The 26,992-nt window shown below is 51.7% G+C and carries 22 protein-coding genes; 3 read left to right on the top strand and 19 right to left on the bottom strand.

The features are described 5' to 3' along the window. Positions 1-3: 3 nt before the first annotated feature. The 8 genes from ACE5KN_RS02530 to ACE5KN_RS02495 all read right to left on the bottom strand — a co-directional run bounded on the left by ACE5KN_RS02530 (position 4) and on the right by ACE5KN_RS02495 (position 11,756). Positions 4-1,839, bottom strand: a complete 1,836-nt coding sequence (locus ACE5KN_RS02530) for a DUF2264 domain-containing protein (RefSeq protein ID WP_375526944.1) — start codon at positions 1,837-1,839, stop codon at positions 4-6. Positions 1,840-1,964: 125 nt separating this feature from the next. Beyond that, on the bottom strand, positions 1,965-3,101 hold the full coding sequence (locus ACE5KN_RS02525; protein WP_375526943.1) for a glycoside hydrolase family protein: 1,137 nt from the start codon (positions 3,099-3,101) through the stop codon (positions 1,965-1,967). 11 nt (positions 3,102-3,112) lie between these two features. Continuing rightward, complete coding sequence (locus ACE5KN_RS02520; RefSeq protein ID WP_375526942.1) at positions 3,113-4,954, bottom strand: heparinase II/III domain-containing protein; 1,842 nt, start codon at positions 4,952-4,954, stop codon at positions 3,113-3,115. Between the two features lie 33 nt (positions 4,955-4,987). Beyond that, the gene (locus tag ACE5KN_RS02515; RefSeq protein ID WP_375526941.1) at positions 4,988-6,592 is read right to left on the bottom strand and encodes a response regulator transcription factor; all 1,605 of its coding nucleotides are present in this window, start codon (positions 6,590-6,592) and stop codon (positions 4,988-4,990) included. After that, positions 6,585-8,411, bottom strand: coding sequence for a cache domain-containing sensor histidine kinase (locus ACE5KN_RS02510; RefSeq protein ID WP_375526940.1), 1,827 nt, complete (start codon positions 8,409-8,411; stop codon positions 6,585-6,587). The genes ACE5KN_RS02515 and ACE5KN_RS02510 overlap by 8 nt, the downstream gene beginning before the upstream one ends. Positions 8,412-8,477: 66 nt before the next feature. After that, complete coding sequence (locus tag ACE5KN_RS02505; RefSeq protein WP_375526939.1) at positions 8,478-9,836, bottom strand: ABC transporter substrate-binding protein; 1,359 nt, start codon at positions 9,834-9,836, stop codon at positions 8,478-8,480. A gap of 124 nt (positions 9,837-9,960) precedes the next feature. Then, positions 9,961-10,803, bottom strand: a complete 843-nt coding sequence (locus ACE5KN_RS02500; protein ID WP_375526938.1) for a carbohydrate ABC transporter permease — start codon at positions 10,801-10,803, stop codon at positions 9,961-9,963. A 17-nt stretch (positions 10,804-10,820) separates the two neighbouring features. Beyond that, a complete protein-coding gene (locus tag ACE5KN_RS02495; RefSeq protein WP_375526937.1) occupies positions 10,821-11,756 on the bottom strand; it encodes a carbohydrate ABC transporter permease in 936 nt (311 codons plus the stop codon). Between the two features lie 205 nt (positions 11,757-11,961). Here ACE5KN_RS02495 and ACE5KN_RS02490 point away from each other — a divergent pair, with 205 nt between their 5' ends. Continuing rightward, a complete protein-coding gene (locus ACE5KN_RS02490; protein WP_375526936.1) occupies positions 11,962-12,855 on the top strand; it encodes an NAD(P)-dependent oxidoreductase in 894 nt (297 codons plus the stop codon). Positions 12,856-12,936: 81 nt separating this feature from the next. Here the strand turns inward: ACE5KN_RS02490 and ACE5KN_RS02485 are convergent, their stop codons facing one another. Then, on the bottom strand, positions 12,937-13,308 hold the full coding sequence (locus ACE5KN_RS02485; protein WP_375526935.1) for a MerR family transcriptional regulator: 372 nt from the start codon (positions 13,306-13,308) through the stop codon (positions 12,937-12,939). A gap of 253 nt (positions 13,309-13,561) precedes the next feature. After that, positions 13,562-14,377 carry an oxidoreductase gene (locus tag ACE5KN_RS02480; RefSeq protein ID WP_375526934.1) on the bottom strand — a complete coding sequence of 272 codons (816 nt, stop codon included), beginning with the start codon at positions 14,375-14,377 and terminating at the stop codon, positions 13,562-13,564. Between the two features lie 167 nt (positions 14,378-14,544). Here ACE5KN_RS02480 and ACE5KN_RS02475 point away from each other — a divergent pair, with 167 nt between their 5' ends. Then, on the top strand, positions 14,545-15,204 hold the full coding sequence (locus tag ACE5KN_RS02475; RefSeq protein ID WP_375526933.1) for a TetR/AcrR family transcriptional regulator: 660 nt from the start codon (positions 14,545-14,547) through the stop codon (positions 15,202-15,204). A gap of 144 nt (positions 15,205-15,348) precedes the next feature. Here the strand turns inward: ACE5KN_RS02475 and ACE5KN_RS02470 are convergent, their stop codons facing one another. The 6 genes from ACE5KN_RS02470 to zwf form a co-directional block, all read right to left on the bottom strand. Next, positions 15,349-16,422, bottom strand: coding sequence for a lactonase family protein (locus ACE5KN_RS02470; RefSeq protein ID WP_375526932.1), 1,074 nt, complete (start codon positions 16,420-16,422; stop codon positions 15,349-15,351). Positions 16,423-16,472: 50 nt separating this feature from the next. Beyond that, a complete protein-coding gene (locus tag ACE5KN_RS02465; protein WP_375526931.1) occupies positions 16,473-16,919 on the bottom strand; it encodes an OsmC family protein in 447 nt (148 codons plus the stop codon). Positions 16,920-16,934: 15 nt separating this feature from the next. Next, on the bottom strand, positions 16,935-18,152 hold the full coding sequence (gene niaP, locus ACE5KN_RS02460; RefSeq protein ID WP_375526930.1) for a niacin permease NiaP: 1,218 nt from the start codon (positions 18,150-18,152) through the stop codon (positions 16,935-16,937). A 395-nt stretch (positions 18,153-18,547) separates the two neighbouring features. Then, positions 18,548-19,222, bottom strand: a complete 675-nt coding sequence (locus tag ACE5KN_RS02455) for an SOS response-associated peptidase (RefSeq protein ID WP_375526929.1) — start codon at positions 19,220-19,222, stop codon at positions 18,548-18,550. 112 nt (positions 19,223-19,334) lie between these two features. Then, positions 19,335-20,228, bottom strand: a complete 894-nt coding sequence (gene gnd, locus ACE5KN_RS02450) for a phosphogluconate dehydrogenase (NAD(+)-dependent, decarboxylating) (RefSeq protein WP_375526928.1) — start codon at positions 20,226-20,228, stop codon at positions 19,335-19,337. 74 nt (positions 20,229-20,302) lie between these two features. Continuing rightward, on the bottom strand, positions 20,303-21,796 hold the full coding sequence (gene zwf / locus ACE5KN_RS02445; protein WP_375526927.1) for a glucose-6-phosphate dehydrogenase: 1,494 nt from the start codon (positions 21,794-21,796) through the stop codon (positions 20,303-20,305). Positions 21,797-22,071: 275 nt separating this feature from the next. Between zwf and ACE5KN_RS02440 the strand changes: the two genes are divergently transcribed. Beyond that, a complete protein-coding gene (locus ACE5KN_RS02440; protein WP_375526926.1) occupies positions 22,072-22,389 on the top strand; it encodes a winged helix-turn-helix transcriptional regulator in 318 nt (105 codons plus the stop codon). An 84-nt stretch (positions 22,390-22,473) separates the two neighbouring features. On the opposite strand, the gene ACE5KN_RS02435 is transcribed toward ACE5KN_RS02440, so the two are convergent. The 3 genes from ACE5KN_RS02435 to ACE5KN_RS02425 all read right to left on the bottom strand — a co-directional run bounded on the left by ACE5KN_RS02435 (position 22,474) and on the right by ACE5KN_RS02425 (position 26,990). Continuing rightward, a complete protein-coding gene (locus ACE5KN_RS02435) occupies positions 22,474-24,051 on the bottom strand; it encodes a helix-turn-helix domain-containing protein (protein ID WP_375526925.1) in 1,578 nt (525 codons plus the stop codon). Next, a complete protein-coding gene (locus ACE5KN_RS02430) occupies positions 24,032-25,813 on the bottom strand; it encodes a cache domain-containing sensor histidine kinase (RefSeq protein ID WP_375526924.1) in 1,782 nt (593 codons plus the stop codon). The genes ACE5KN_RS02435 and ACE5KN_RS02430 overlap by 20 nt, the downstream gene beginning before the upstream one ends. 295 nt (positions 25,814-26,108) lie before the next feature. Beyond that, entirely contained in the window at positions 26,109-26,990 is an 882-nt protein-coding gene (locus tag ACE5KN_RS02425) for a carbohydrate ABC transporter permease (protein WP_375526923.1), read from the bottom strand. Between the last annotated feature and the right edge of the window lie 2 nt (positions 26,991-26,992).

Genomic DNA, 26,992 nt, shown 5'->3' with positions numbered 1-26,992 from the left:
AATTCATATAAATGGCAGCACAACGATCTCTCCTTCGCTTGTCCCGACGCGAATCGTATTGTTTTCAATCGTCACGCTGCAGACATCTTCAAATCCCGCAGGCAAGCGGTCCGCTCCCGGTCGGCCGTAAATGGCTGAGGCCAGCCAGTGGGTGCCCGGTGTGAGTGATGCTCTTAATGTCGGAATGACCGTCCGGGGATGAAGCAGATTGGTGTTTGCGTGAGGATGGACGACTTCCGCCTGGTCAAAGCCGAGCCTTCCGATTACGGCCGAACAACCATGTTCACTGACAGCGGCGGCGGTCCCCCCCTGCGCGGACACCTCCATTCCAGCACCGATGCCCAACGCAAACCCGCCCTCTGCCGCATCAAGTGAACGGGTGGTTGTAATGCGGTGAATCCGGATATGCCACGGAAGCCCGGCGACGATCCATGTCTGCACTTCAACATCGTGCCATGGCCTCCATTTGGCGTGCAGCACATTACCGCGGATTTCTGCCGCTTCATTTTTCCTTCTTACCCTATACAAGTTATCCCCTTCGCTCAGCGCCAGCATGGAATCAAACGCCCCCTGGGACAAGCCCCATTCCGCCCGGGGAACACTGAAGGCAAATCCTGTGGAATAGACAAATTTCTCATACTTGGCCGACGTATGTGTATGTTCATTTGAGCCGGGATGTCCTGCATTAAAAGCAGCGACATGATCCGCATCCTGATCGCGGCAGACCACCAGATGGGCCGGCTGCTGCAATGACACGGTCGGCAAAGGCGGGAGCGGCTGTTCTTCCTCCGTCCAGAACGGATGCTCCTCGGGAAAAGCCAAGGGAAGAAACGCTTTAAGTGCCCAGTAAGGGGAGCCTGGCGAGTTATAGTTTTCGGCCATAACCAGATTGGGATAAGCGTAACCGACGGTGAGCAGACCGCTGGCATCAAAAATGGGCTTGCTGAACCACCAGCGCAAATTACGCATGACCAGCCCTTTCAGCACACCTGGCGGAAACGCATCAACACCGGCATAGGCCAGCGCTCCCCAGAAAGCCGACTGCGCGAAACGATAGGCAAGACTTCTTCCATAGGGAAGCGCCGCACCGTCGTCCGCGAACCAGCATATAAATTGCTTGGAAAACTCAGCCGCTCTATCCTTGTACAGGCGTGACCGTTCCGGATCCTCCTTTTCCATAACCTGTGCATAAATCAATCCGTAAAAATGCAGGGCAAATGGACCGTAATAATCGCTGTGCCCGCCGATCCCGTCCGCGTACCACCCCTCTGCCAGGTAAAAATCGTCAATTCTGCGCAGATTGGCTTCGACCTGCTCACGTGCGTAAGGCAGCCCGACCTTGCGGAAACCCAGATTGACGAGCACCTGAAAGAAGAGCCAGTTGCAATCATGCATACGATAATGGTTGATCTGGTTCAGCCAATTGTACAAATTGCTGCGTGCAGTTTCGGACAGCGGCTCCCATACCCGTTCCGGGATAAGCAGCAGTGCGAAGCCCAATGCCGCCATTTCGACGAGCCGTTGATCATAATCGCGGACCTCGCCCCAATATTCCTCATGAGAGGGATTCGTACCGTTCTCTAACCCTCGCAAATAAATATCCCACAGCTCCGATTTCCCGCCCCCGGCAAGCAGCGGCACCAAGCCCCACAGGATACGGGAGAAGCCTTCCATCTCGGCAATGGCCGGTTCATACGCAGCACCGGACGCTCCGATGCGCAGCCGAGCTCCGCCCTTGCGGTAAAATCGCTGCAGGGGAGACGCAAGCTGTTCGAACGCCAGCTGCAGGTCCTGCCTCGTAACAAGCGGATTATCCGCGATACTGTCAGATTGGATCATGCCAACCTCCTCCTTATAGTAATTAAGCCTAGAAAACCCATGTCTTCAGGTATGGGATGAATCGGTGCCGTCAAAAGCTCTTTTTGTTAACGTTGGTTGAATGCATAGCCGATCCATTCTGTTTGCTATTCCCAGAATATCGTTCGCCCTCCGCGCAGGCGGGCAAGGCCTTCCACAAAGAAATAATCGCCATAAATAAGCGGGACATCTATGTTTTTCCCCTCCGGATAATGGCTCGTTCCATGCCTGACCAGCCCTTCCTCCCCGGGATCGTCCCAGGCGCCATAATTGCGGTAAAGGGATTCCAGAATGCGCACTCCCGCCTTACGGTACGCATCGGCCTCAAGCTCGCCGACCTTATCCGCCAGCAGCAGCAGACCGCTTGCCGCGCATGCCCCCGCAGAGGAATCCCGGTACTTCGTTACCTCCGGTGGTATACGAAAATCCCAATGTGGCACAGAATCCTCCGGCAGCTGGGCAAGGAAGTAATGCGCCACACGTTTCGCCGCATCGATGTATTTGCGCTCTCCGGTATGATGATAGGCCAGCGCCAAGCCATACAATGCCCAGGCCGTGCCCCGCGACCAGGCGGATTCCGGCGCATATCCCTGGCCGCCTAGCTGGCCTGTGCATTCCCCGGTGAATGCGTCGAACTGCACAATATGATAGACCGATCCGTCAGGGCGAATAAAATGCTCCAGCACCGTCTCCATATGAGCGTCGGCGATGTGCCTGTAACGCGGATCACCGCTCGTTTTTGAAGCACAGTAGAGCAGCGGCATATTCATACAGCAGTCGATGATGGCTATGCCCGCGTTGTCCTCCCCTTCCCTCCACGGATTCCAGGCACGGATATACCGCCCTTGCAAATTAAAGCGTGCTGCCAAATAATTGGCCGCCTGCAGCGCCCGCCGCCGCGATTCGGCGGATTGGGTCAGCTTATAGGCAGCGATGCTCGTCAGCGTCCACATAAATCCCAGATCATGATCCAGACGGGTATAGTCATGCAGCACCTGATCAAGCTGTGCCTCACACTGCTCCGCCAGTCCGCGTAAATTCGCGTCACCGCTTTCCTCATACACCAGCCAGAGCAGCCCCGGCCAGAAGCCAGCCGTCCACCAATGCGGCGCCTCCAGCACATAGGTTCCGCCGACGCTTGCATGCGGAAACCCCGCTCCGATCCGTCCGCTGATCCGCACCGTTTTGCGAACGGTGTTCTCCCAAGCTCCGTCCAGCCACTCCGGCGTCTTTCTTTCCAACATGTAATCACTCCCTATTCCAAAGTTATCAATTCAATGTCCAATTCCACCCGGATAGATAAATCCAAACGCCGGAGTTCAAAGTCCACCGTATACCAGGGTGTGTCTCTTCCAAAATGATCCCTGTATACCCGTTCTGTAACAATTGGCTTTAACAGCTCCGTATCATATACAACTCTTGCCGCATGACGGCTGCCTTCCCCCCGCAGCAGCAGGCTTCCGAAAACTCCCTTTCCCCCTGCTCCCTCCGCTTCCGGGATCACCGGCGGACACATCGTTACCAGCCGCTCGACGACGCTGCCAGGAAGAGACGTGAAGTTGAATTCATCGGACAGCTTCAGGGATGGAAGTCCTGACTTGCGCCATACGAGCTCGCGCACCAGCGAGCTTAACCGTGGGGCGGAATAAGCCGCCGTGATGTCCAGACGAAAGCTGACTTCACTATCATGGACAGTCGCTTGCAGTACCCTCGCCTTGCTGCCGGGACCCTTTTGTTGATAGCAGCCGTCCACAATCGGAACGGAATGCCCCTGTGAGCCGTTGCAGTCGAAGCTGTAGCGTTCCTCTCCGAAGTAAGCCGCCGTGTATTCTCCGGACCCCAACTCCGCCACAAGTGCAATCCCACCGGCATAAAGGATAAAACCGCCTATGTCGTTATGATTATGCGGCTCATCATTGTTTCCTCCCTTGGCTGCAAAGCCGAAGCTGCCGTGCTCCGTAGAATAACGTGAAATGATCCACTCTGCATCAGGCAAAAAATAATCCGCGTCCCGCCAAGAGTTGTCCCGCTTCTCCGGATCAAACCAGACGATATTGCGGAAAGCCGGCGCCCACCTGCTGCAGTGATCATCCGTATAGGAAGCCCGAATCGAGACAGGCGGCAGCTCCATTTCCGGGTAGAGACGCGATAAATAATGCGTCAGTCCGATCTGTACCGGCACTCGACCTAGCGAGTCCGAGAAATTGACCGTGGAATCGGCATGCAGGTAGCATTTTTGCTGAAACAAAGCGATTTGACGGACCTTCGGATGCTCAAAAAGATTGATGCGGCTTTCGGTACGGCGTTTGAGCAGATCCGCAAAATACACAAAATAACCAAAGCCGTAATTCCAATAACCAACACCCTCCAGACAGGCGCCATCCTCCCCGAAGCCAGCCAAATAACAGGACATCGAGCCGAGCGCTTTGGCAGTAATGGTGGTCAGCTTCTCGGAGGGATCAAGCAGCAGCAGCGCCGCTGCGCCAACTGATCCGGCGCAAACAGCTGACCAGTTATGGGTGGCTGTCTCCCATTCAAATGGCCCGCCTTTCAAATAAGGCTCAAGAAGGCGGGTTTCCACCTCCTCCCTGATCCGTGCGCGCAGCAATAAGGGAAGCCTCTCTCCCAGAAGCAGAAGCAGCTCGCTCAGCGTAAAACCGGTTTCCGCCGCAAACAGATCGATAGCTCCGCTCACCTTCGTGCTCCGCACATGTGCAGGAAGACACCACGTATATTCATTGCATATGGACCAGATCGCTTCATGCAGCTCGCGGGCAAATGTCTTGTTGTCCGGCTTCAGCAGAGACAGCAGCGCATACGTATTCAAGCGGCGTCGCCGTTCAAAGTATACGCTTTCATATTCGAGGCGCGAGCCCTGTTTCTCGAATATAGTGAACAAGCCGAAGGTGAGCTCTGGTATCGGTAAATCCGCAAGTCGCTTCTCTTCCCGGCGGATTTCAGTAACAATTGCTTCGTATTCTTCCGCAGCGCCGACCCTTTGCCAAAACTCCTCCTGGCTGCATCGCTTGTAATAAAAATCCGGGTTTAACGGAGCCAGCCGCTCCATGTTCACACGAACTTCTTCAGTGCCAAGCATTACTGTCACTCCCCTTGCCTAAATGCCCGCCTCTTATCCCCGGTACTCGGCGGGAGTCGCTCCGGTATGGACTTTGAATGTCTTGATGAAATAGCTCTGATTGTCATATCCGAGCTGCTCGCAAATTTCCCCGACCGTATGCCCCGTATGGTCGAGCAGCTCCTTGGCCCGTTCCACCTTCATGCGTGTAACGTACTCGATAAAGGTCATGCCCATCTCCTTTTTGAACAGCCTGCTGAAATAACTGGCATTCAGATGCAGATGGGCGGCCACCTCATCCAGACAGATCCGGCGGCCGATATGCAGTGCAACGTACTTGCACGCCTCTGCAATCTCTGTCCGTTTGCTGGCCGCAGCGCTCCCCGTTCTGGCCGAGACGAACGCGCACAGATGGTCTGCCAGCCAGTCTCCGAACTGGTCGAGCGAGTCCAGCTCGGCAATCTCCCGGTGCAGCGTATCGGCCGTATGGCTGGATCGCACAGGCTGAAGCGTATGCAGCTTCAGCTTCAGATCCAGCAGCAGCTTGAGCGTCCAATCCTTCACCATCTCGGACGGATATTTCCGTACGCGGATGAATTCAATCCATTGCTGCGCGGCTAGTCTCGCTTCCTGCACGCTCTTGCCCAGCAGCACCGCCCGCAGCTGCTGGCTCGCTGCATCGTAATGCTCAAACAAATCCTGATTTGACCGCAGGGCGGCAGAGGAACGTTTGGCACAATCGCCTTCTCCCAGATAGAACCGCTGCTCTTCGCTGTCCAGCAACTCAATAAGGTGCTCCTTCAGACGCTCCGGTGTGCCCGCGGAGGAACCGATGAGAAAAGACATGCGGATTTTCAGCACCTGCAGCAGCGTGTTTTGAATTTGGCGCAGCGATTCCTTGAGCCTATCCATGACATTTACCTTAAGCGTTGGTTTATAGGAGAACAACAGCAAGGAACGTTTAACATCATAGCCGATATGCTGCCCGCGCAGTTCTCCCGCCTGCAGCACTTCATCCATCACATTGCCTACGGCAAACAGCAGCGTCTGATCTGACGCAAAGCGGTGCTTCACCAGCCGATAGTTGTCGACGAAACCGATCACAGGCAGGCATTGCTCTCCACTTAACAGCAAGCCGTAGCTCTCGGCCTCCCGCCTCCACGTTTCCGGTGATAGCAAAGGCTGATGAATGAAATTCTTGATCGCCTTCTCCCGGCGCAGCTCTTTCGTCTCGTTCAGCAGCCTGTGCAGCCGTTCCTGCTCCCAGTTCATGCGCCGTTCTTCATCCAGCCCTTCCTTCAGCCGCACCAGCAGCCGCGATAAATCTTCGGGATCGAGCGCATCCTTCAGGAAATACTCCTGCACGTTCAGCCGCATTGCCTGCCGAGCTAGCTGAAACTCGCTGTGACAGGACAGAATGACGATTCTTACTCCCGCCCTGCGCTCGCTGATGCGTGCCGCCAGCTCCAGTCCGTCCAGCTTTGGCATCCCGATATCCGTAATGAGCACATCGGGCATCTGGCGCTCAGCCTGCTCCCATGCGCTCAACCCGTTTTCATGTATTCCCATCAACCGATAGCCGAGCCGTTCCCACTCAATCGTCTCGCTAAGCAGTTCAATCACCGGATAATCGTCATCTGCCAGCATCACGTTATACATCAGGCGCTTCCTCCTTCGCCGGAATTCGCATTCTGATCTCTGTTCCTTTTCCTGGTTCACTTTGCACATCCATCCGGAAGCCGTCTCCAAAAACCATTCGCATCCTTTCCATGACATTGGGCAGCCCGATGCCGGAAAAACCTTTATGCTGCCCTTCCCGCCCGCGCATCGTTCCGTCAGATTGGACTTGAATACTATTACGGAGCCGCCCCAGTTCTTCTTCATTCATTCCTTCTCCATCATCCGCCACGGATAACTCGATGGCCCCGCCGTCATGCATTTCGGCATGGATCGCGATCGTCCCTTTCCGCTGGCCCAGCCCGTGGATGATCGCATTCTCCACAATCGGCTGCAGGAAAAAGCGGGGCACCTGCAGCATGAACGCTTCGGAAGCAATATCAAGCCGCAGCATCACCTCTTCTTTTTGCCGCAGATTCATCAGCTCCACATAACAGGTGATCAGATCCATTTCCTCGTGCAGATGAATATCGTCCTTTTCGCTTGTAATGGTCATCCGCAGCAGTCTGGAGAGTGAGCCGATCATCTTCGCGCTGTCCCGGTCCCCGCCCCGCATCGCTTTCATGCGGATCGAGTTGAGGACGTTGAACAGAAAATGCGGATTGATTTGCGCCTGCAGCATCCTCAGCTCCGCCCTGCGCTTGCGCGCCTGCGTCTCGGATACTTCGACCAGCATCTGCTTCACCCGGTCAAGCATCTGGTCGAACAGGAGGCCAAGCCGCCCGATCTCATCCTGCCCCCGAATACCCGAGCGGACGTCCAGATTGCCCTGCTGGACCGCGGCCGTCACCCTGCCAAGCTTGACGAGCGGCTTCGTGAACGCCCGCAGCAGCGCAATAAGCAGCATGAGGAAGAAGAAAAAGGAGACAAGCTGAAACAGAAATACACGCTTGAATAGCGAGCTGATGTTGGCAGCCGCCTGCTTGTAAGGCTGTACGGAGAGCAGCCGCCAGTCGTTAAAGGAGATAGACTGCCCAGCTACCAAATACCGCTCTTCCCCAGTCCGTACAACCTGCGAGCCTAAGGGTGCTCCAGCCTCCCGTAAGCGTAAATCCAGCTCCTGGCCGATCCGCGTCCGGTCTTTATGGGAAAGGATACGGCCGGAGCCGTCGATCAGCATGACCTCCTGGCCGGCGATCAGCTGGTCAAAGATGGCATTGACCTGATTTTCCATAACAGTAACGATGATATACCCGTAAATTTCGCCGTTTTCAAGCCGCAACGTACGGGCTACGGAAATTTGATAAGGGTTATCAAGCTTCTCCATGCTGAACACGGTGGGCCTCGTCGCCACCCAATAGGACTGGAAGCCCCGCAGCTTGTCGAGCTCCCCGAACCAGGGCTCGCGCTTCAGATCAGCGGGATTGTAATCGCTGGTCGAATAGTTGGTGTAGCTTTTTCCGTTGGTCAGCAGTACGGTTACATAACTCTTGTCGCCGATGACCGTCAGATTTTCCAGCTGTTCGAGAATGTTATTTTCCCGGATAAAAGCCTCATATGGCTTCGCGGAAAGCTCTCCGCCGGCGTTGACGATCTTAAAGTAGGAGTTCATATCCGCATTGACCTGTATGTAATTGGCGATGTTCAACATGCTCTTGAATAAGCCCGTGACGGAGCCGTTTACAAGCTGGAGAGAATCCTGCGCATTGGACACCGCCTGCCGCTGAACGGCCTCCTGTGTCAAGGCGTTGTACGTCAGCAGTGTAATAGCCGTTGGCAGCAGCACGCAGGCAATGGCGGTCAAAAGCAGCTTATTGCGGATCGATTGCGACAAGAGTTGTTTCCGTAATCTGCCAAGCATTTCATGATGCCCCCCTTATATAGAAAAAAAGGGGCGTTTGTGACGCCCCTGCACAGGGTCAATATCTTATTTTTTGTTGGAATCAATAATTTCCTGGGTGCGCTCCTGGCTGTTCTTGACGGTGGTATCGATATCCTGGTTGCCGAGAATCAGCTTCTCGTATTCCTCGTTGATCACCTTGTAGACCTCTGCTTGATAGGAGGCTGGCGGAACAAGCTCGGACGCCTTCGAGGCAAGGAGCGTGCTCACCAGCGATTGTGTGTCGACAAGCTCGGGATTTTTCGTTCCGGCAAGTATTTTCTCAATGATCTTGGTCACTTCCTCCTCCTTCACCTGGTTCCAGGCCGGAACATTCTTGTTTTGCACAATCTGTCCTTCCGTCGTATACCAGCGGACGAAGTTATACGCCTCCTGCTTATGCTTGGAGCTGGCCGCTACCGAGACGTAATCCGTCGTTACAGGCGAATAACCGATGGGATCAGCCTTGTCGTTCTTCGGAAACGGAGCCACGGCCACATGGAATGTCAGAGGCACCTTGTCTGTACCGCCGATTTCCGTGTTCATCCAGCTTCCGATCGTAATCATGCTCGCCGACTGGTTAAAAAACTGTGTCCGATAATTCAGCTTTTGCGAGATCATGTCCGAGTAAGGAACGGAGGACTGATCCTCCTTCTCCATTTTCACCCGCAGCTCCAGCGTACGCTTGAAATTGGGATCGTCCAGGTTGGAAGAGCCATCCGGCTTCAAGAAATCGGAGCCTTGCGGCTGATTGATCATCATCAGCTTGACAAATTCCAGCCAGCCGCCGCCCTGCGGCCCGTGGAAGTAGGTTCCATATCTCTTGGAAGCGCCTTCACCTTTGGTCAGCTTTTTGGCATATTCGGCATATTCATCCCATGTCCAGTCCGTTGGCACCGGCAGTCCCGCCTCATCCAGCTGATCCTTGTTCAGCAGCACATACCAAGGATTGAACTTGCCTGGAAGCGCATACACTTTGCCGTTCAATCGGGTGTCTATTTTGTAATCTTCCTCTACCTTATAGCCGTCCTTGGCGATATAATCGTCAAGCGGCTCTGCCATGCCAAGCGCTACCCGCTGTGCGTATCCGGCAGCATCACTGAACATCAGAATGTCCATCGGTTCACCGGAGGCTGCGGCCAGATCCAGCTTCTTGGTGGCCTCCGCCGTATCACCCTTCTCGCTCAGATTGACAACCTCCACGGTAACGCCCGGAGTCGCCTTTTCATAAGCGGCAATGGTTTCCTTCCAGTTGTAGGCCTCCTCCGTTCCGTACGTATAGAGCCGCAGGTTCACCCCTGCTTCGCTCGAATTACTTTCCGTGGCGGTGCCGCTGCTTCCGCATCCAGCAAGCAGCCCAGCCATGAGAGCCGCGGCCAGGAAGCCGGCGATCCATTTCCTTTTCATCTGCAAGACCCTCCTTATTGAAGTATAGCTGTATTCCACCCCATTGTAACCGGGGGAATTCGGCGGCTCATGAAACAATTTTTACTTCTTCCGAACTATTTTGACTAATTTGAATACGCTTACTTCATCCTTTAACACCACCCAGCGCAATTCCGCTGATCACGCTTCTTTGTCCGATGATAAATACGATCAGCAGCGGGAAGATAGCCGACACGGCCGCCGCCATGATCAGGGAGTAAAACTCTCCGCTCAGGGAGGTGAATTTCTGCATGGCAAGCTGAATCGTAAACAAGTGGTCGGAGCGCAGAAAGATCAGCGGATTCTGATAGTCATTCCACGTCCAGATAAAACGCAATATCGCATAGGTCGCAACGGCTGGTTTAACGAGCGGCAGCCCGATCGACCAGAAGATCCTTCCATGGTGGGCGCCGTCAATTTTGGCGGATTCAATAAATTCCTGATGCACCCCCATAAAAAATTGACGCAGCATAAAGGTACCAAGCACGCTGAAGCTGCCCAGCAGAATCAGTCCCAGATGGCTGTCGAACAAGCCGATATTGCGGTACAAAATAAACTGCGGGATGAGCGTTGCCTGACCAGGCACCATATACGTCGCCAGGACGATCATGAACAGCCATTTGCCTGCTTTGAAATTCACCTTGGAGAAGCCGTACGCCGCCAGGCTTGACACCAGACAGGAAATGCAGGTCGTCAGCACGCTGACCTTAATGGAATTCCAGTAGTACAGGTAAAACGGATACTCCCCGAACCACACCTCCTTGTAATTCTCGATCGCATTCCACTCCCGCGGAATCCATTGAATGGGATAGATGAATACATCCTTCTCCACCTTGAAGGAGGTGATCAGCATCCAGAAAAAAGGAAGCAGAAACAGAAGGCTGATTACGAACATGATTGCGGTGATGATAGTTTTGCGCCAATCCCATTTGGCTGCGGCTGCATTCATTCGTTCCTCTCCTTTCGCTAGTAATTGACCCATTTTTTCTGGGCGGCCCATTGCCCGAACGTAATCAGCAGCACAAAGAGCAGCAGCACCACGGAAACCGATGATGCATAACCAACCTTCAGATTCACGAAGGCTTGCTCGTACAAATACCACACCATCATGCTTGTAGAGCCAATCGGTCCCCCTTGTGTCATCACTGCGATCACATCGAACACCTTGAACGTCGAGATCATACCGGTCACCAGCAAAAAGAATGATGTCGGGGACAGCAGCGGAAACGTAATGCGGGTAAACTTCACCCATGCGCCCGCTCCGTCAATTTCGGCAGCTTCGTACAGATCTTCCGGAATGGATTGCAGACCGGCAATGTAGATGATCATATTGAAGCCGATCGACGTCCAGATGGAAATCATCATGATGGAAATGAGGGCGAAATTAGGGTCCGCAATCCACTTCGGCGGATTGGCGATACCAATCGCTTTCAGAAACTCGTTAATCGGACCGTACGACGGCTGAAACAGCACCTGCCATACGACAGCAACCGCCACAATACTGGAAATATACGGCATGAAGTAAGCGACTTTAAAGTAACCTTTCCAATACACATTTTTGTTAATCATGACGGCCAGCACCATCGAAATTAGCATGTAAACAGGCACCGTAAGCAGAAACACAATATTGTTGCGCACCGATTTGATAAAAGCCTCATCCTTGAGCAGTGTTTCAAAATTGCCGAGGCCGACCCACTTGATGCCGTTCCAGCCTGCGACAAAATTCCAGTCCGCAAAGCTGAGTACAATGGTGGCGATAATCGGCAGCAGCACCAGAATGGTGACGCCCAGCAGCATGGGGCCGACGAACAGCAGGCCCGCCAATGTCTCGCCACGCTGCAGGGAGCCCCTTCTATTCCTGACCAGGGTTTTGCCGGCCAGAGCGCGGGAAGGTTGTGCCATTTTTAACACCTCGCTTAATGTCATGTTTTGAATTTACTTTCCTCTATCTTAAAAAAATTTAGCGCCTTTGCTTTGACGGTATTTTGATCATCTTCACGCTCATTTTGACTTTTTACCGGAGTCAGCCCTTGACATTGACACTAGTGTCATCGTTTACAGTTTGATTGTCACTGCGATATTTATTGGATAAATGGAGGAATCAAACATGGCGACAAATGAAAATATATTTCCGGTTTCCGTCATCGGACTGGGCAATATGGGGCTGGCCATTGCCGCAGCGTATCTGAAGGCAGGCTATCCGACTACGGTCTGGAATCGTTCGAAGGGCAAGGGGGAGCGCCTCGCCGCAGAAGGAGCAACCGTCGCGGACACTCATGCAGAGGCTCTTGCGGCAAGCTCTGTGGCGGTCGTCTGCCTGTCCACCTATCATGTGGTACATGAGCTGCTTGAACCGCTGGCTGGCGAACTTGCAGGCAAGGTGCTGATCAACCTGACATCGGGAACGCCGGAGGAAGCCCGCCGGACAGCAGAATGGGCAGCCAAGCATAACATCGCTTATCTCGATGGCGCGATAATGGCCATCCCGCCGATGATCGGTGCTCCGGAAGCCCTTATCTTCTATGGGGGAACGAAGGCGGTCTTTGATACCTACGAACCGATGCTCAAAGTACTGGGCGGCAGCACTACCTATTTAAGCAACGATCCCGGCGTGCCTCTGCTGTACGATCTGGCTCTGCTTACGATGATGTACGGTGCATGGCATGGTCACATTCACGCACACGCGATGCTGAAAACGGGCGGCATTAGCGCCGCGGAGTTTCTTCCTTATGCGGACAGCTGGCTCAGGTATCTGATTACACCGCTTTTAACCGATCCGAACGGTGCAAAGGCGCTGGATGACGAAAACTACACCACCGATGTTTCGAACATGAATACCAACAAACTGGCTCTGGATCACATCATCCGCACCAGTGCGGAAATGGACATCAATGCGGACTGGTTAACGCCCATTTACACTCTTGCTGCTCAAAAGGTCGAAGAAGGCTATGGCGCGGATGCCTTCACACGCATCATTGAAGGAATGACATCCAAGAAATGAAAAAATAGCGGTACAAGGAGGCTATCCTTGCACCGCTATTTTTTGCTCCCGGTCTATTTTTCCGGATTTCAGTTAATAAGATTATCCGTTCTTAACCAACCGCTTGCTTGTCATATTGTGAATTTGCTCCTCAAGGCGCTGTTTAACCACTTCCAGGGAATTGATCTGATCGTTAATTTTATTCAGCTTCTCCTGGTATTTCTCCAGCATCTCTTCACAGAACTCATAATCTGACGGAGCGCTGTTCTCACAGCTAAGAATCTCTTCAATCTGCTCGGTAGTCAGCCCCAAGCCAAGGTAAAGCTGAATATTCCTGATGCGTTCAATGACGGACTCATCGAATTCTCTATAACCATTTTCCAGACGTCTCGCCTGAATGATGTTTTTCTTTTCATAATGCCGGATCGACCTTACGCTGACGCCGGTCTTTTTGGATAATTCACTGATTTTCATTTTATTAGGGCAGCCCCCTTTTTATAGAGTCCTCTCCATCATAAAATGGTCCGATCATTCCGGCAACCTATTCATGGTAGTACTCAGAATTTATTGCGCCCGCCGGCGACAGAAGGGAAAACCGATTATCGTGAAGTGAGCATGGAGCAGACAAAAGGCTGGAGTTCTGTAAAGAACATTAAAGAAGCTACATCGGAATTTGATATTTGACGTGACGTTTCGTCAATTTAAGATCGCGCCTTTTTGCAAATTATCAAATCCTAAACATGCGATAGAGAGCACGATCAAACATTTTATCTGACAAGATTTTTCGCATGAATAAAGCGGCTCTGGCATTGCCCGCCACATATCTTGTTCTCGGTTTTTTAGATCGGATAGCCTTTGAAACCAATAGCGCTACCCGATCAGGAGAATAAGCAGAACCCGAATTTTTAAACGTTTTTATAAAAGCATCGGCCATTTTACTGTATGCTGTATTCCCTGATGTTTGCTGCACATGTTCAAATGCAACCTCTGACCATTCACTTTCAGTAGGCCCTGGCTCAATAATAATGACATCAATACCAAATGGCTTGACTTCCAGGCGCAGACAATCGGAGAATCCTTCCAGCGCATGTTTTGCAGCATGATACCAAGCACCGAGCAGAGTATATATTTTGCCGCCTGCAGATGAATTATTGATAATCTTCCCCGATTTTTGCTTTCTCATATAAGGAAGAACCAATTGTGTCAGACGGCTTAATCCAAAAAGGTTCACTTCAAATTGGCGTCTTGCTTCCTCCATCGGCACATCTTCGACCGCACCGTAGGAGCCATATCCCGCATTATTGAATAGAACATCGATTCTGCCCTGTTCCTTTATGATCCGATTCACGCCATTTACCATAGACGCCTCATCCGTCACATCCATGGCCATAATATATGCGCCTTTGGATTCAATATCCCTCATGTTTTCCACTCGCCTGGCGGCTCCATATACAATAAATCCTTCTTGTAAAAGCAGTTCCACTGCAGCTTTACCTATACCTGCCGATGCCCCTGTGACCAAAACAATCTTTTGCTTGTTCATTTTTACGCTCATCCCCTCTGGATTCTTCGTAATTGACAGAGCCGGAATAATTAATGATTGCGACCAAGATGACGTGACGTCGCGTTACTTAAAACTTATTATAGATTGATCCTTATGGTTACGCAAGACGTATATGTTATAATTTTTTTTGAAAGGAGACATGGAAGATGGAATTTGATCGAGTCAGAAATGAGGAGCAACGAAAAATCAGAGTGGAGCAAATAAAAAATGCAGCTATTAAGCTTTTTGATACCGAGCAATTTCACGAAATCGACTTAACCAAGATTGCCAATGAAACCAGCTTTACACGAGGCAACTTATATAAATATATTTCTTCCAAAGAAGAAATTTATCTTCTTGTTACACTGGATGAAATCAATAATTGGATTAGCGATCTAAAAAAAACCTTCACCTCTGACATGACTCATGAGATCAAGGATTTTTCACATCAATGGGCACAAGTTTTATATCGGCATCAACGGTTTTTAAAGCTTGTTTCCATGCTTTTTACAACAATTGAGAGAAATGTTTCTCTTGAAAGGCTTGTAGATTTTAAAAAGCAATTTTTTATCGCCATGTCCGAGTTAAACAGCCAACTTAACATTGTTTTCCCTGCATGGGATGATAAAACCATCGATAAATTCCTTCAGTTGCAATCACATTATGTGATCGGATTGTTCCCGTATACATCACCGACACCGATCCAAAAACAGGCCATGGAACTAGCCGGAATGAATTATGAATCTCTTAATTTTGTTAACGATTTTGCTGAGTTCATTTCCTATACCGTACATTATTTAAATAGTAATTTGGCTAATCAAAGTTAGTACTTGAGTTAACAGACCTGTTCAAGAGCAGCAACAAGCAATAAGCAGGGGGCTGCCCATGAATTGAGCAGCCCCCTTTCTATTGTTCGCATATATCCGCGACATAGCGATGTCCTTTATCGCTGTATTGCCTGCTTTATTTTTTTACACTTCAAAATAGAATGGCTCAACACATACAGGCTTGGATACGGAAACACTCAGACCGGTATATTCCAGACGTCCGCTGGCCTTGTCCACCCGGAATGTAACGATATTGTTGGTATCGCGGTTGGCGGCAATCAGATAATTGCCTCCCGGCGTAAGCGCAAAGTGGCGCGGATGCTGCCCCTGAACGGGAACATGCTCTACGAGGCTCAGCTTGCCTGTATTCGTGTCAACAGCATACACGACAATGCTGTCATGGCCGCGGTTCGAGCCGTATACGTAAGCACCGTCTTCCGAAACGGCAATTTCTGCGGTGGTATTTTCACCCTCGAAGCCTTCCGGCAGCGTAGGCACCGTTTCAATCTCGGTCAGCGTGCCTGCCCCTGCATCGTATGCAAAAGACGTAACGGTCGAATCCACTTCGTTGATCACAAAAGCAAACTTGCCGTTCGGATGGAACGCCAAATGGCGCGGTCCGGCACCCGGATGGGTCGCAGTTTCGCTGTGGAGCTTAAACTTGTCACCGTCCAGGGAATAAGCACGAATCCGGTCCAGACCGAGATCCTGCACGAACAGAAGCTTTCCATCCGGGCTATAGAAAGTAGAGTGAGGGTGCGGCCGGTCCTGACGCTCCGGATGCACGCTTTTGCCTTCATGCTGAACGGCGTCGAGCAGCTCACCGATTCTACCGTCTTCCTCTATCGACAACAGTCCAATCATGCCGCCGTGATAGCTTGGTACTGTCAGACGGTCGCCGGCAGCGTTACGCTGGATATGGCAAGTCGGTCCAACCGTCTGTGCACGGTTCAGCAGCTTGATCGTGCCTTCCGCAGGATCGATATCAAATGCCGCGGCCTCCCCAACCTTTTCACCGGAGGAAGATACGGTTTCCCCTATCGCATACAGCTTGCGCGTAGCAGGATCGACGTTCAGGAAGGTAGGGTTTTTGAGACCTGCGAATTCATCAAGAAGGCTCAGTTCACCTGTGCTTTCATCAAAAGAGTATACATACACTCCGCTTCCTTCAGCCTCGGCATAAGAGCCTGCAAAAACGAGCAGTCTTTGTTCTGACATAAATCATTTCCTCCTCATATTTTCAATAGTATTGGCATGATGAATAGACGTTATAATGCCCGCTCAATCAGAGGCTCGGTCGAAAGCTCCACATTCCCGGCCACGGCACGCGAAATCATGCAGGAGCTTTCCGCTTTTTCGGCGAGAAGCGCCGCTTTTTTCAAATCATCTTCAGATGCTTCCTGGGCCAAAATCACCCGTGGCCGGTGAATGATGCGGCGGTAAGTAAAGATGTTGTCCGTTACATCGACAATGCCCTCCGAGTCAAGCGTCAGGGACTGAACTCTTAATCCCGAGCGCTCCATCATGGCCGCCAATGTAATTAAGTAACAGGTGGATGCGGCACCCAGCAGCATTTCATCGGGATTGGTGCCCACCCCCGGCCCGCCCATTTCAGCAGGAATGGAAATCCGGGTCCGCAGATTCCCTGCTTCAATCCTGCCGTCGCTGTTGCGTCCCCCGTTCCAGGTAGCTTTCAGCAGAAAGCTATGCTCCATTGAAGGTCGCCTCCTTTAGACTTCTTCCATTAATTCTTGTCCTTTCGTCTCTTTCCCCAGCACAAGCACGGCCACCGCCCCGATGATGATTGCAACGAAGAAAATGACAAAGACGGCTGTGAGGCCTGTTCCCTGCGCAAGCAGCATGCCGACCAGGAAAGGTCCGATAACACCTCCGATCCGCCCGAAGGAGGCGGCCATGCCAACCCCCGTTGAACGGATGGCTGTAGGATATAACTCCGGCGTATAAGCATACATGCCGCCCCACGCCCCCAGATTAAAGAAGGACAGACAGATGCCTGCTGCCAGCAGCACGCCCGCGCTCTGCGCGGTCCCGAACCAGATGGCCGATACCGCCGTCAGCAGCAGATACACGACAAGCACGAACTTGCGGCCGAGCTTCTCGATCAAATAAGCAGCGGTGAAATATCCCGGCAGTTGGGCAAGCGTCATGATCAGCACGTATTCAAAGCTTTTCACCAGCGAAAATCCTTTCATGACCATAACGCTTGGCAGCCACAAAAACATGCCGTAATAAGAGAATACCACAGTGAACCAGAGAAGCCACAGCATAATCGTCGATTTGCGGTTGGGACCCGACCAGATCGATGCGATTCGTTCACCGAGCGGCAGCCTGTCCGCCTGTCTGTTTATGTAGCGCGGCGGGTCCTGAATCGCTCTGCGCAGGTAAAGAGCATAAAGCGCAGGAATAGCGCCGATCACAAAAGCCATCTGCCAGCCGAAGGATGGGATGACGAAATACCCTACAAGCGCAGAGACAATCCAGCCAGCAGCCCAGAAGCTTTCCAGCAGCACCACCATGCGGCCGCGCTCACGGGCCGGCACCGACTCTGAAACGAGCGTGGAGGCCACCGGCAGCTCGCCGCCCAGGCCGATTCCTGCCACAAACCGCAGGGCTAACAGAACAGCATATCCCGTCGCCAAGGCGGACAGCCCAGTTGCGATGGAGAAAACAAGCAGTGTCCAGACAAGTACGGCCTTGCGGCCGAACCGGTCGGCCAGCATGCCGGCAAGCGCTGCCCCTACAGCCATGCCGATGGAATTTGCCGCGGTGATCATGCCCATCTGGCCGGTTCCAAGCTGCCATTTCTGCGCAATATCCGCCAAAATAAAGGACAGCAGCCCCACGTCCATGGCATCAAACATCCAGCTCAGGCCTGCACTGAACAGAAGCTTTCGTTTCTGAGCCGGTGCTAAAACGGACTCACTCATAGTTAACTCTCCCTCAGTTCTCTATTTAATTATGTAGGAAACACCCGCCAGCATCTGTTTCACAGCACCTCTGCTTCACAAATCTTTTGTATGCCCTACTGCTGTCCTTTATTGTACAGTAATTTCAGGTGACAAGACACCCCCTAAAAAAAGAAGAATGCCCTGTAAAGGCATTCTCCCGTCACACGGAACCTACGGCTTACCGGTTGGAACCCAAACCGATGATCATCACGATGAGCACCAGCAGTTGGATGAGCGTGTCTGTACTCAAGTCCAATCGCCTCCATCTCATAAGATGTTCCTTCGGCCGTTTCCCCTCTCCCCGGATGAGACCCGGTTCCCCGCTACATCTATATGCGCGCAAGAATACCGTTATGCTATATACTTCAATTAACCTAAGATTTGACCCAGGCCAGCTTAAGATCCATCTCCCGAATGCACTCCTCATGGTCGTGGCCGTCATTGCCCACCAGCGGCGTGACGGGATAAGCCTGCATTTCCTTTTCGTCAAAGGTTTGGATCATCTCCTGAAGCTCGTTTAGGTCCTTTATTTCCGGATCCAGCCAGCGGACCGCTTGTTCCATGTTTAAAATGGCCGGCATCCGGGGGCTGAATTCCCCGATCGTTCCGTTGGAAGGAGCCATGACCATCGTGCATGTCCGCATGGGTTCCTTGCGGGTATCCTGCCAGATTTCATACAGCCCGGCGATGGCGAACATTTGCTGCTCGGGCAGAATGACCCGAACGGCATGACTTTTTTTGCCCATGTTGCGCCAATAATAAAACCCGTTGCAGGGGATAATGCAGCGCTGGGTTTCTACAAGCTTCCGGTATGCCGGATTGATGCTGAACGTATTCAAATCCGCATTGACACAATCCTTGCCCCAATATGGAACCATCCCCCAACGGAATTCATCCAGCACCTTCTCACCATCATGATGCAGAACAATCGGCATATGCTGTGTCGGGCTGATATTGTAGCGTGTCTTGTAATAATACATAACCCTGTTCACGCCAAAAAAATCTCTTACTTCATCCAGATCAGCGGATAAAGAAAATCTTCTGCACATATTGCCATCTCCTTTGCACTTTTGTCCTAACAGTGTGCGAAAAGAGATGGCATCTTATTCCTGATTATGTAAATCCCCCGCGATCGGAATTCGGCTTTGGGGGATTGTTGACTTATTTCTTCTCTACAGCATGGCCTCCGAATTCACTGCGCAGCGCAGCAACTACTTTGCCTGTAAACGTGTCGGCTTCCAGGGAACGGTAGCGCATGAGAAGCGAAAGCGCAATAACCGGTGTAGCAGCCTGCAGGTCAAGAGCTTCTTCAATCGTCCATTTTCCTTCGCCGGAAGAATGCATAACCCCTTTGATTTCGTCGAGATTAGCATCCTTGGAGAAAGCTCGCTCAGTAAGACCCATCAGCCAGGAACGGATGACAGAGCCATTGTTCCACACACGGGCCACCTGCTCATAATCAAAATCGAAATTGCTTTTTTCCAATACTTCAAAACCTTCACCGATCGCTGCCATCATGCCATACTCAATACCGTTGTGCACCATTTTCAGGAAGTGGCCGCTGCCGGCCTTGCCTGCATAAAGGTAGCCGTTCTCGACAGCCGTATCGCGGAAAATCGGCTCAACAACCTCCCATGCCTCAGGGTCGCCGCCGATCATATAACAAGCACCATTGCGTGCGCCTTCCATACCGCCGGAGGTACCAGCGTCCATAAAGCGGATGCCGCTTTCCTTCAGGCGCTCATATCTTGCAATCGATTCCTTGTAGTGCGAGTTGCCGCCTTCGATAACAATGTCTCCTTCAGACAGCAGCGGCTGCAGCTGATCCAGTACGGAATCCACAATGGTGTGCGGAACCATCACCCAGATGACTCTTGGTGCTTTGGTGGACTGAACAAGCTCTTCAATGGAAGAAACACCTGCAGCTCCATACTCCTTCATTTCAGTTACGGCCGCCGGGTTTACGTCGAAAGCGACCAGTTCGTGCTTGTGATCAATCAGATTTCTACCCAGATTCAAACCCATTTTACCAAGACCAATAAGACCGACTTGCATAATAATTGCCTCCCAGCTAAGTTTTCATGTGGTGCGTATTTGGGCTGTAAGATTACCGGATCGAAAACTCGCGATTAACGTGTTACCGACACCGGCTGCTCCAATGCATCATCCAGCCACCAAGCAAATCCGTTCTCGGCAAGCAGCTTTGCCGATGCCTCTGGACCATATGAACCTGCTGCATACGAATGAAGCTGCACTGTGCCAGCCTGGAATGCATCCAATACAGGTTGTACCCATTTCCAGGAAAGCTCAACCTCATCCCAGTGAGCAAAGAATGTGGAGTCGCCGCGCAGCGCGTCGTAAATCAGACGCTCGTACGCTTCAGGAACTTCTTTGTTCTGTTCATTAAAGGTTAACTGTACGGTTTCAAGCTTGCCTGTCACCGGATTTTTGCTGTTGATGCTCAGAGTTGCCCCTTCCTGCGGGTTCACGCTGATCACGAGCAGATTCGGTGCGGCAGGCTGTCCCTGCGAAGCATAAGGGTCCGCTGCATCACGTTTGAATTCAACAACGATTCGTGTGGATTTCTCAGCCATTCGCTTGCCTGTACGGATGTAGAATGGAACTCCAGCCCACTTCTCATTGTCAATCCAGACACGTGCGGTGATAAAAGTATCATTTTGCGAATCAGGACCGATGTCCGGCTCTTCCTTATAACCCGGCAATGCTTTGCCGTTAAGCTCGCCGCGGCCGTATTGGGCGCGAACAACCTCAGTCTGAACCTGATCTGCCGTCAACGGGCGAAGAGCTTCAATCACTTTCCGTTTCTCGGCCCGGATGTTGGATGCGGCCACCTGTGCCGGTTTATCCATGGCAGTCATCATAAGCATTTGCAGCATATGGTTCTGTATCATGTCCCGGATCGCCCCGGAGTGATCGTAATATCCTGCGCGCTCTTCAACGCCAACTGTCTCGGCAGCGGTTATTTGCACATTCGCAATATGTTTGTTGTTCCACACCCCTTGCAGTAGCGGGTTGGCAAATTTGATCGCTTCGAGATTCTGAACCATCGGTTTGCCCAGGTAATGGTCGATGCGGTAAATTTCATCCTCGGCAAACGCTTTGCTCAACTTTTCATTCAACTCACGTGCAGACTCAAGATCATGACCGAAAGGCTTCTCAATGATCAGCCGCTTCCAGCCCTCTGTATTGCCAAGTCCGCTGCTTTGAATATTCAATGCGATCACATCGAAAAATTCCGGCGCTACCGACAGATAAAACAGGCGGTTGGACTTGATCCCGAGCTCCGTCTCACGCTGCTCTGCGAGCTGCAGCAGCTTCTTGTAGTCTTCAGGGTGATTAACGTTAAGGGAGCAGTAACGGAACGCGCTGAGGAACTGCTGCATCTGTGCGTTGTCCTGCGGCTTGCGTCTTGAGAACGTCTGCACTGCCTTTTCTACATTGCTCTGGAACTGAGCGTCCGGCACATCGCGCCGACCGAGTCCGATGACGGAGAACGAGGCAGGGAATTTGCCATCTTCAAACAGATTATATAATGCAGGGTAAATCTTGCGCTTGGCCAGGTCTCCTGTGGCTCCAAACAAGATAAAAGTCATTGATTCCATGGATATTCCTTCTTCCTAACATGTGTTAAGGTTATTAAAAGTTACCCGTTAAATTAACGTAACCATGATACACCCATTAAAACATGTAGTCAACGAAAATTTGTCTAATTTGTGAATTTTATAACAAGCCTTGAATGATTGCGCTTTCTTTGATAAATTGTCTGTAACACCTTCAATTTCTTGTAATATTTATCATAGTTTAAGCAAAAACTTGAGGTTACTATTTGTACCCTAGGGATGTATAATAACCTAAATTAAAAAAAGGGGACAACACGATGGATGGTCAAAAGCCGAAATTGTTGTGCGGCAAAGTGGAACAGTCCTATCAAATGATCAGCAAAAAATGGGCTGCCCTCATCATTCACACGTTAATGGAACATCCTAAACGTTTCAGCGAGATCCAGGCCTTCATTCCCGATCTCAGCAAACGCATGCTGACGGAACGCATCAGGGAACTTGAAGAATCGGGAATCGTCATCCGTAATGTGATCGCTGGCAGACCTGTTCGAATCGAGTATTCTTTAACCCGGAAAGGGAAAGAATTGGGATATGCTTTGAATTCCATTGAAGCCTGGGCCGAAAAATGGCTGTAACAGCAAGAAGCAGGGAGACCTTATTCAGCAATAGGGTCCCCCTGCTTCTGTTGCGATATTCATTCTGCATCATACGTGCTGCTGCTAAGTATTGCCGTCTGGCTGCCCGGGCACGGTGTCCCGATAAACGCTCGGGGTTACTCCCGTATGCTTTTTGAACAGCTTACTGAAGTATTTTACATCCTCAAAGCCGACACGGACGGCCACCTCGCCGACCTTTATTGGTGAAGAAGCCAGCAGATGCATGGCATGCCGTATTTTGCAGCCTGTTACGAAATCGCCAAAGGTCATCCCGGTTTCTTTTCTGAAAATTTCGCTCAAATAGTGGGGGTGCACGTGAATATGGCTCGCTACCGACTGCAGGCCGATGCCTTCCCCTACATACTCAGTGATATAGGCCATGGCCCTGCGTACATGGCTTTCCTGTCCTTCTGCAGCCATCTCATGGTACTGTTCCATAATGGTATACAGCTGGCGAAACAGTTGGTCTTTGGATTTTGGAGCCTGCTGCACCATATCGGGGAGCACAAGCCCTTTATCCTGTTCGAAGCCAAGATCGGATGTGACGCTGCGCAGCCAGCGGCAGGCGGCCAGAACGGCCGACCTTACGGAAGCCTCCAGTGTATCTACCGTGGTGTCCGGGTCCGCCAGCCTCGCCTCCACAAAACCGGCGACCCAGGACTCAAGGCTGCCTGCATTACGGGTCAACAGAACGGCGGACAGACTGCGCTCCTCTTCCGCCGTACAGATGGACAGTCCACCCTTGCGCCGATTCATCTCATCCCAACACCAGACGTTCCCTTTCAACCAATTCCGGCTGCGTAAGGTATGCTTCGCCATGCGATAAGAAGCTGGCAATTCATCCGGCCGATCTACTGTGCCCCCCTGCGCCATATACAGCCGGCATTTCAACATTTGTTCCGTTTTATCCAGTTCAAGCCGGCAAGATAGGACTGCCGCGTGTCCCTCTTCCTCGTCCGAAGCTTCTTCTGCCATGATAAAGACAATTTGCTGCCTGTGCGGCAGGATGATCCCGGGCAGTGATTCCCCAAGAAAGTTGGCGGCGGCGAACACCAGCAGCGATTCCTCCTGCTTGTTTTCCCCCCAGCCTTCCGCTTCGATCAGATAGACACGATACTTGCCTGCAAGGGGCAATCCAAAATCATTTAATATTGCAGTGACGCCATCCCCCCCTAGCTGCTGCACATCCTCATAGGCAAGCCACTGCAGCAATTGGCGGCTTTGCTCCTTCTTCCTGTCAAAATGAACCTGGCTGCTAAAATGCCGCTTTTGCCTGATCCTTTTTTTCGCCTCCAGAACGGTCCGGATAATATCCTCCTTCCTGCTCGTTTTAAGCAGATAGTCGGATACCCTCTGTTTAATGGCCTGCCGGGTATACTGATAGTCATCGTAACCCGAGAGAATGATAACCTCTGTATCCGGGTGAATACTGACAGCTTTCTCGGCAAGCTCCAGTCCGCTCATGTCATACATCCGGATATCCGTCAGGAGGATGTCTGGACGTTCCTGCCTGATGACTTCTATCGCTTCCTCGGCGGAGCTCGCAGGTGCCAGCAGTTCAAAGCCAAGCTCCTTCCACGGAATAACCTTGGACAGGCCTGTACGTATAATGACCTCATCATCAACGATCAGAACCTTCATGTAACCAGCTCCTTGCATAGGGAATGCCAAAAGTCACCTTTGTTCCCGCCCCTTCGCGGCTGGTGATGCTCAAGCTTGATTCCGGTCCGTAGTACAAAAGCAACCGTTCATTTACATTGCGCAAGCCATAGCCTGATAGCGCTTCCTTGTCTGTTTCCGCCAAGGGCTTGCCGGAGCGCAAGCCTGCAATCACTTCCGCAAGACGGTCATCATTCATGCCTCTGCCGTTATCCTCAACCGTAAAGTGCAGAAATTCTCCCTGCTGGTCTATTCTCAGCACAATCAACCCGTGCATTCCCTGATCCCGTAGGCCGTGGGTAATCGCATTCTCAACCAGAGGCTGCAGCAGCAGCTTGAGCATGTAGTGGTCCATGACGGAAGCATCAGCCAGTATCTCGATCCTGAAGCGGTCGGGAAAACGGATGGATTGCACCTTGGCATAACTCCTGATATGAGCCAATTCCTGCTCCACACGACAAAAGTCACGTCCCTTGTTCAGGCTGAAGCGCAGAAAATCGCTCAAGGATTCCACCATATCCGCCATTTTATGTTCTCCTGACATCAAGGCAATCCAGTGAATGGATGACAGGGTATTGTACAAAAAGTGAGGGTTGATTTGATACTGCAGCGCACGGATATCCGCTTCCTTTTTACGGGATTCCTGAAGAATAAGCTCTTCCTTCAGTCGGTCAATATGCCTTCCCAGCCGGTTGTAGCTGCCGCCAAGCCGGGCAATTTCATCCTGCCCAATGACAGGAAAAGCCGGTAGCGGCCGCTCGGGATCCAGGTGTGACAACAGAAGCTCCAACGAACGGAGCGGCCGGGTGATCCGCTGCACGACAAACCAGATAATTCCCGCTCCAAGGCCGAAAGCCACCAGCACGGCTGCCAGCGTCAGCATCAAAATATAACGGTTTTCAGACAAGTAATCCTCGCTGTCGATCATCCCGACGAGCGACCAGCCCGTATTCTCACTCCGGTGATACAATAGCGTTTTGCGTCCGCCCTCAGTGTTCATTTCGGCTGTTCCGCTTACGGAAGGCCACTCCATGGACGAGCTTCCGGGGTAGATCAGCTCGAGCGGCTGCGCCAGGTGTGTATCGGCAGGGGATGACAGGACGGTTCTGTTCCGGTCCACGAGCATCACATTCCCGTCATTCCCCAGTCGCGGAGATGACCAATACTTGGACAACTCGCGCTCATTGAGACTGATGCATATCCAGCCCAGCAGCTTATAATCATGAACGCTCCGCAGCGGCCTTATGAAGGTAATGGCATTTTGCTTCTTGGCATAACCACGAACATGATACACTCCCGTCCATGTCTTGGTTTTCACCCCTCTCAATCGCTGTACGGAAAGGCGGGGGGAAGGCTCAATGCGGCCTGTGGACAATACGGGGATGGAGCGCACGGGGACAACGGCAATGTCAAGAATATAACGTTTTGATGCGGCCAGATTGGCCAGCATGCCGTTGATCTCACTAATCCTCTTCTCATCCTGTGCAGCAGATGCCATATACTGCTGAATTTCCTGCTGGCCTGTCAAAAAAACGGACATATTCTCAACATCACCGCTGATAAACCGCAGATTGGCGTCCATCTGCCTGAGCGCATCAAGACCAGCCAGCTTCATCTTGTCTTCTGTAGATCCTGCGGAAATCACATAGGCAAATATGCCAAGCAGAAGCAGTGGCACCAGAATGCAAACAGCCACCAGAAAGGAAAGCTTGCGGTGCAGGGAAGACCGGATCCAGCCCTTCATAGTTCATCCTCCTGCACAAAATATCAAATAGAGGATGTTCAAAAAGTCATCTTTTGATCACGAAGTAAATCAGGAGGCGGACTCGACATCGAATCTTGAATTCAGCCGGCCCTAAGCAGATGCTTCCGAAGCATGTTTCCTACGGAAACATTTCAGGTGCTCACGTACCCCAAGTACGCTCCGCTCCTCAGTCCCTGCTTCATCCAACTCCAGCGTTTTGAAAAAACGCACTTCGGAAGCATAAGCTTCGGTGCTGAAAACCTGACTTTTTGAACACGCATTAATATAGAAATATTTAACCTTTCACTGCTCCGGCCGTCATGCCCTTCATGATCTGCTCCTGGAACAGCAGATACATGATGACGGTCGGAATCACCGCCAGTGTCATAGCCGCCAGCGTCAAGCCGTAATCCGTCTGATATCCGTCGGCGAAATTGGCGATGCTTAGCGGAAGGGTTTTCATATCCGTCTTGCTGATGAACACCAGTGCAAACGAAAAGTCATTCCAGGCATGCAGAAAGCTTAAGATTGTTACGGTCGCCAGCGCGGGGGTGGACATCGGCAGCATAATGCGCAGAAACAGTCCCCATACCCCTGTTCCGTCCATAAATGCGGCTTCTTCAATATCGCGGGGGACAGAGACCAGATAAGCCGTCAAAATAAAAATGGCCGTCGGCAGCGCAAAGGCCGTATAGGGAAGAATCAAGGCCCAATAGGTGTTAAGCAGCGACATTTGCTTCATCAAAATAAAGAGCGGCACAAGCGTGCTGTGAATGGGGATCAGCATGCCGATGACAAAGAAAGCCATCACCCATGCCTTGGCTTTAAAGCGAAAGCGGGCCAGCACGAATGAGGCCAGGGATGCAATAAACAGTGTCAGCAGCAGTGATCCGGCGGAAACAATAATGGAGTTCATGAATGAACTGCCGAGGCGAGAGCTTTCCCAGGCGTTGATGAAATTAGCAAATTGCCACTGAGCGGGAAGCGCAAAGGGACGTTCATAGAACTCTGTATTTGTTTTAAACGAGCTGATAACCAGCCAAAAGAACGGATACAACGTTAAAATACCATAAACCGTCAGCAGAGTCCAAAGAATGGCAGCCCCGTACCGCGGACGTGTTCGGACAGTTCTGCGATGGTCTGCTGGCGTCCCGAGCGGAGCGGCAGTGTCGCTCATGT

The organism is Paenibacillus terreus (assembly GCF_042138595.1).
Lineage (GTDB): Bacteria > Bacillota > Bacilli > Paenibacillales > Paenibacillaceae > Paenibacillus > Paenibacillus terreus.
Note: the sequence above shows the minus strand (reverse complement) of the source record. Positions and strands in the feature narration are given on the sequence as shown.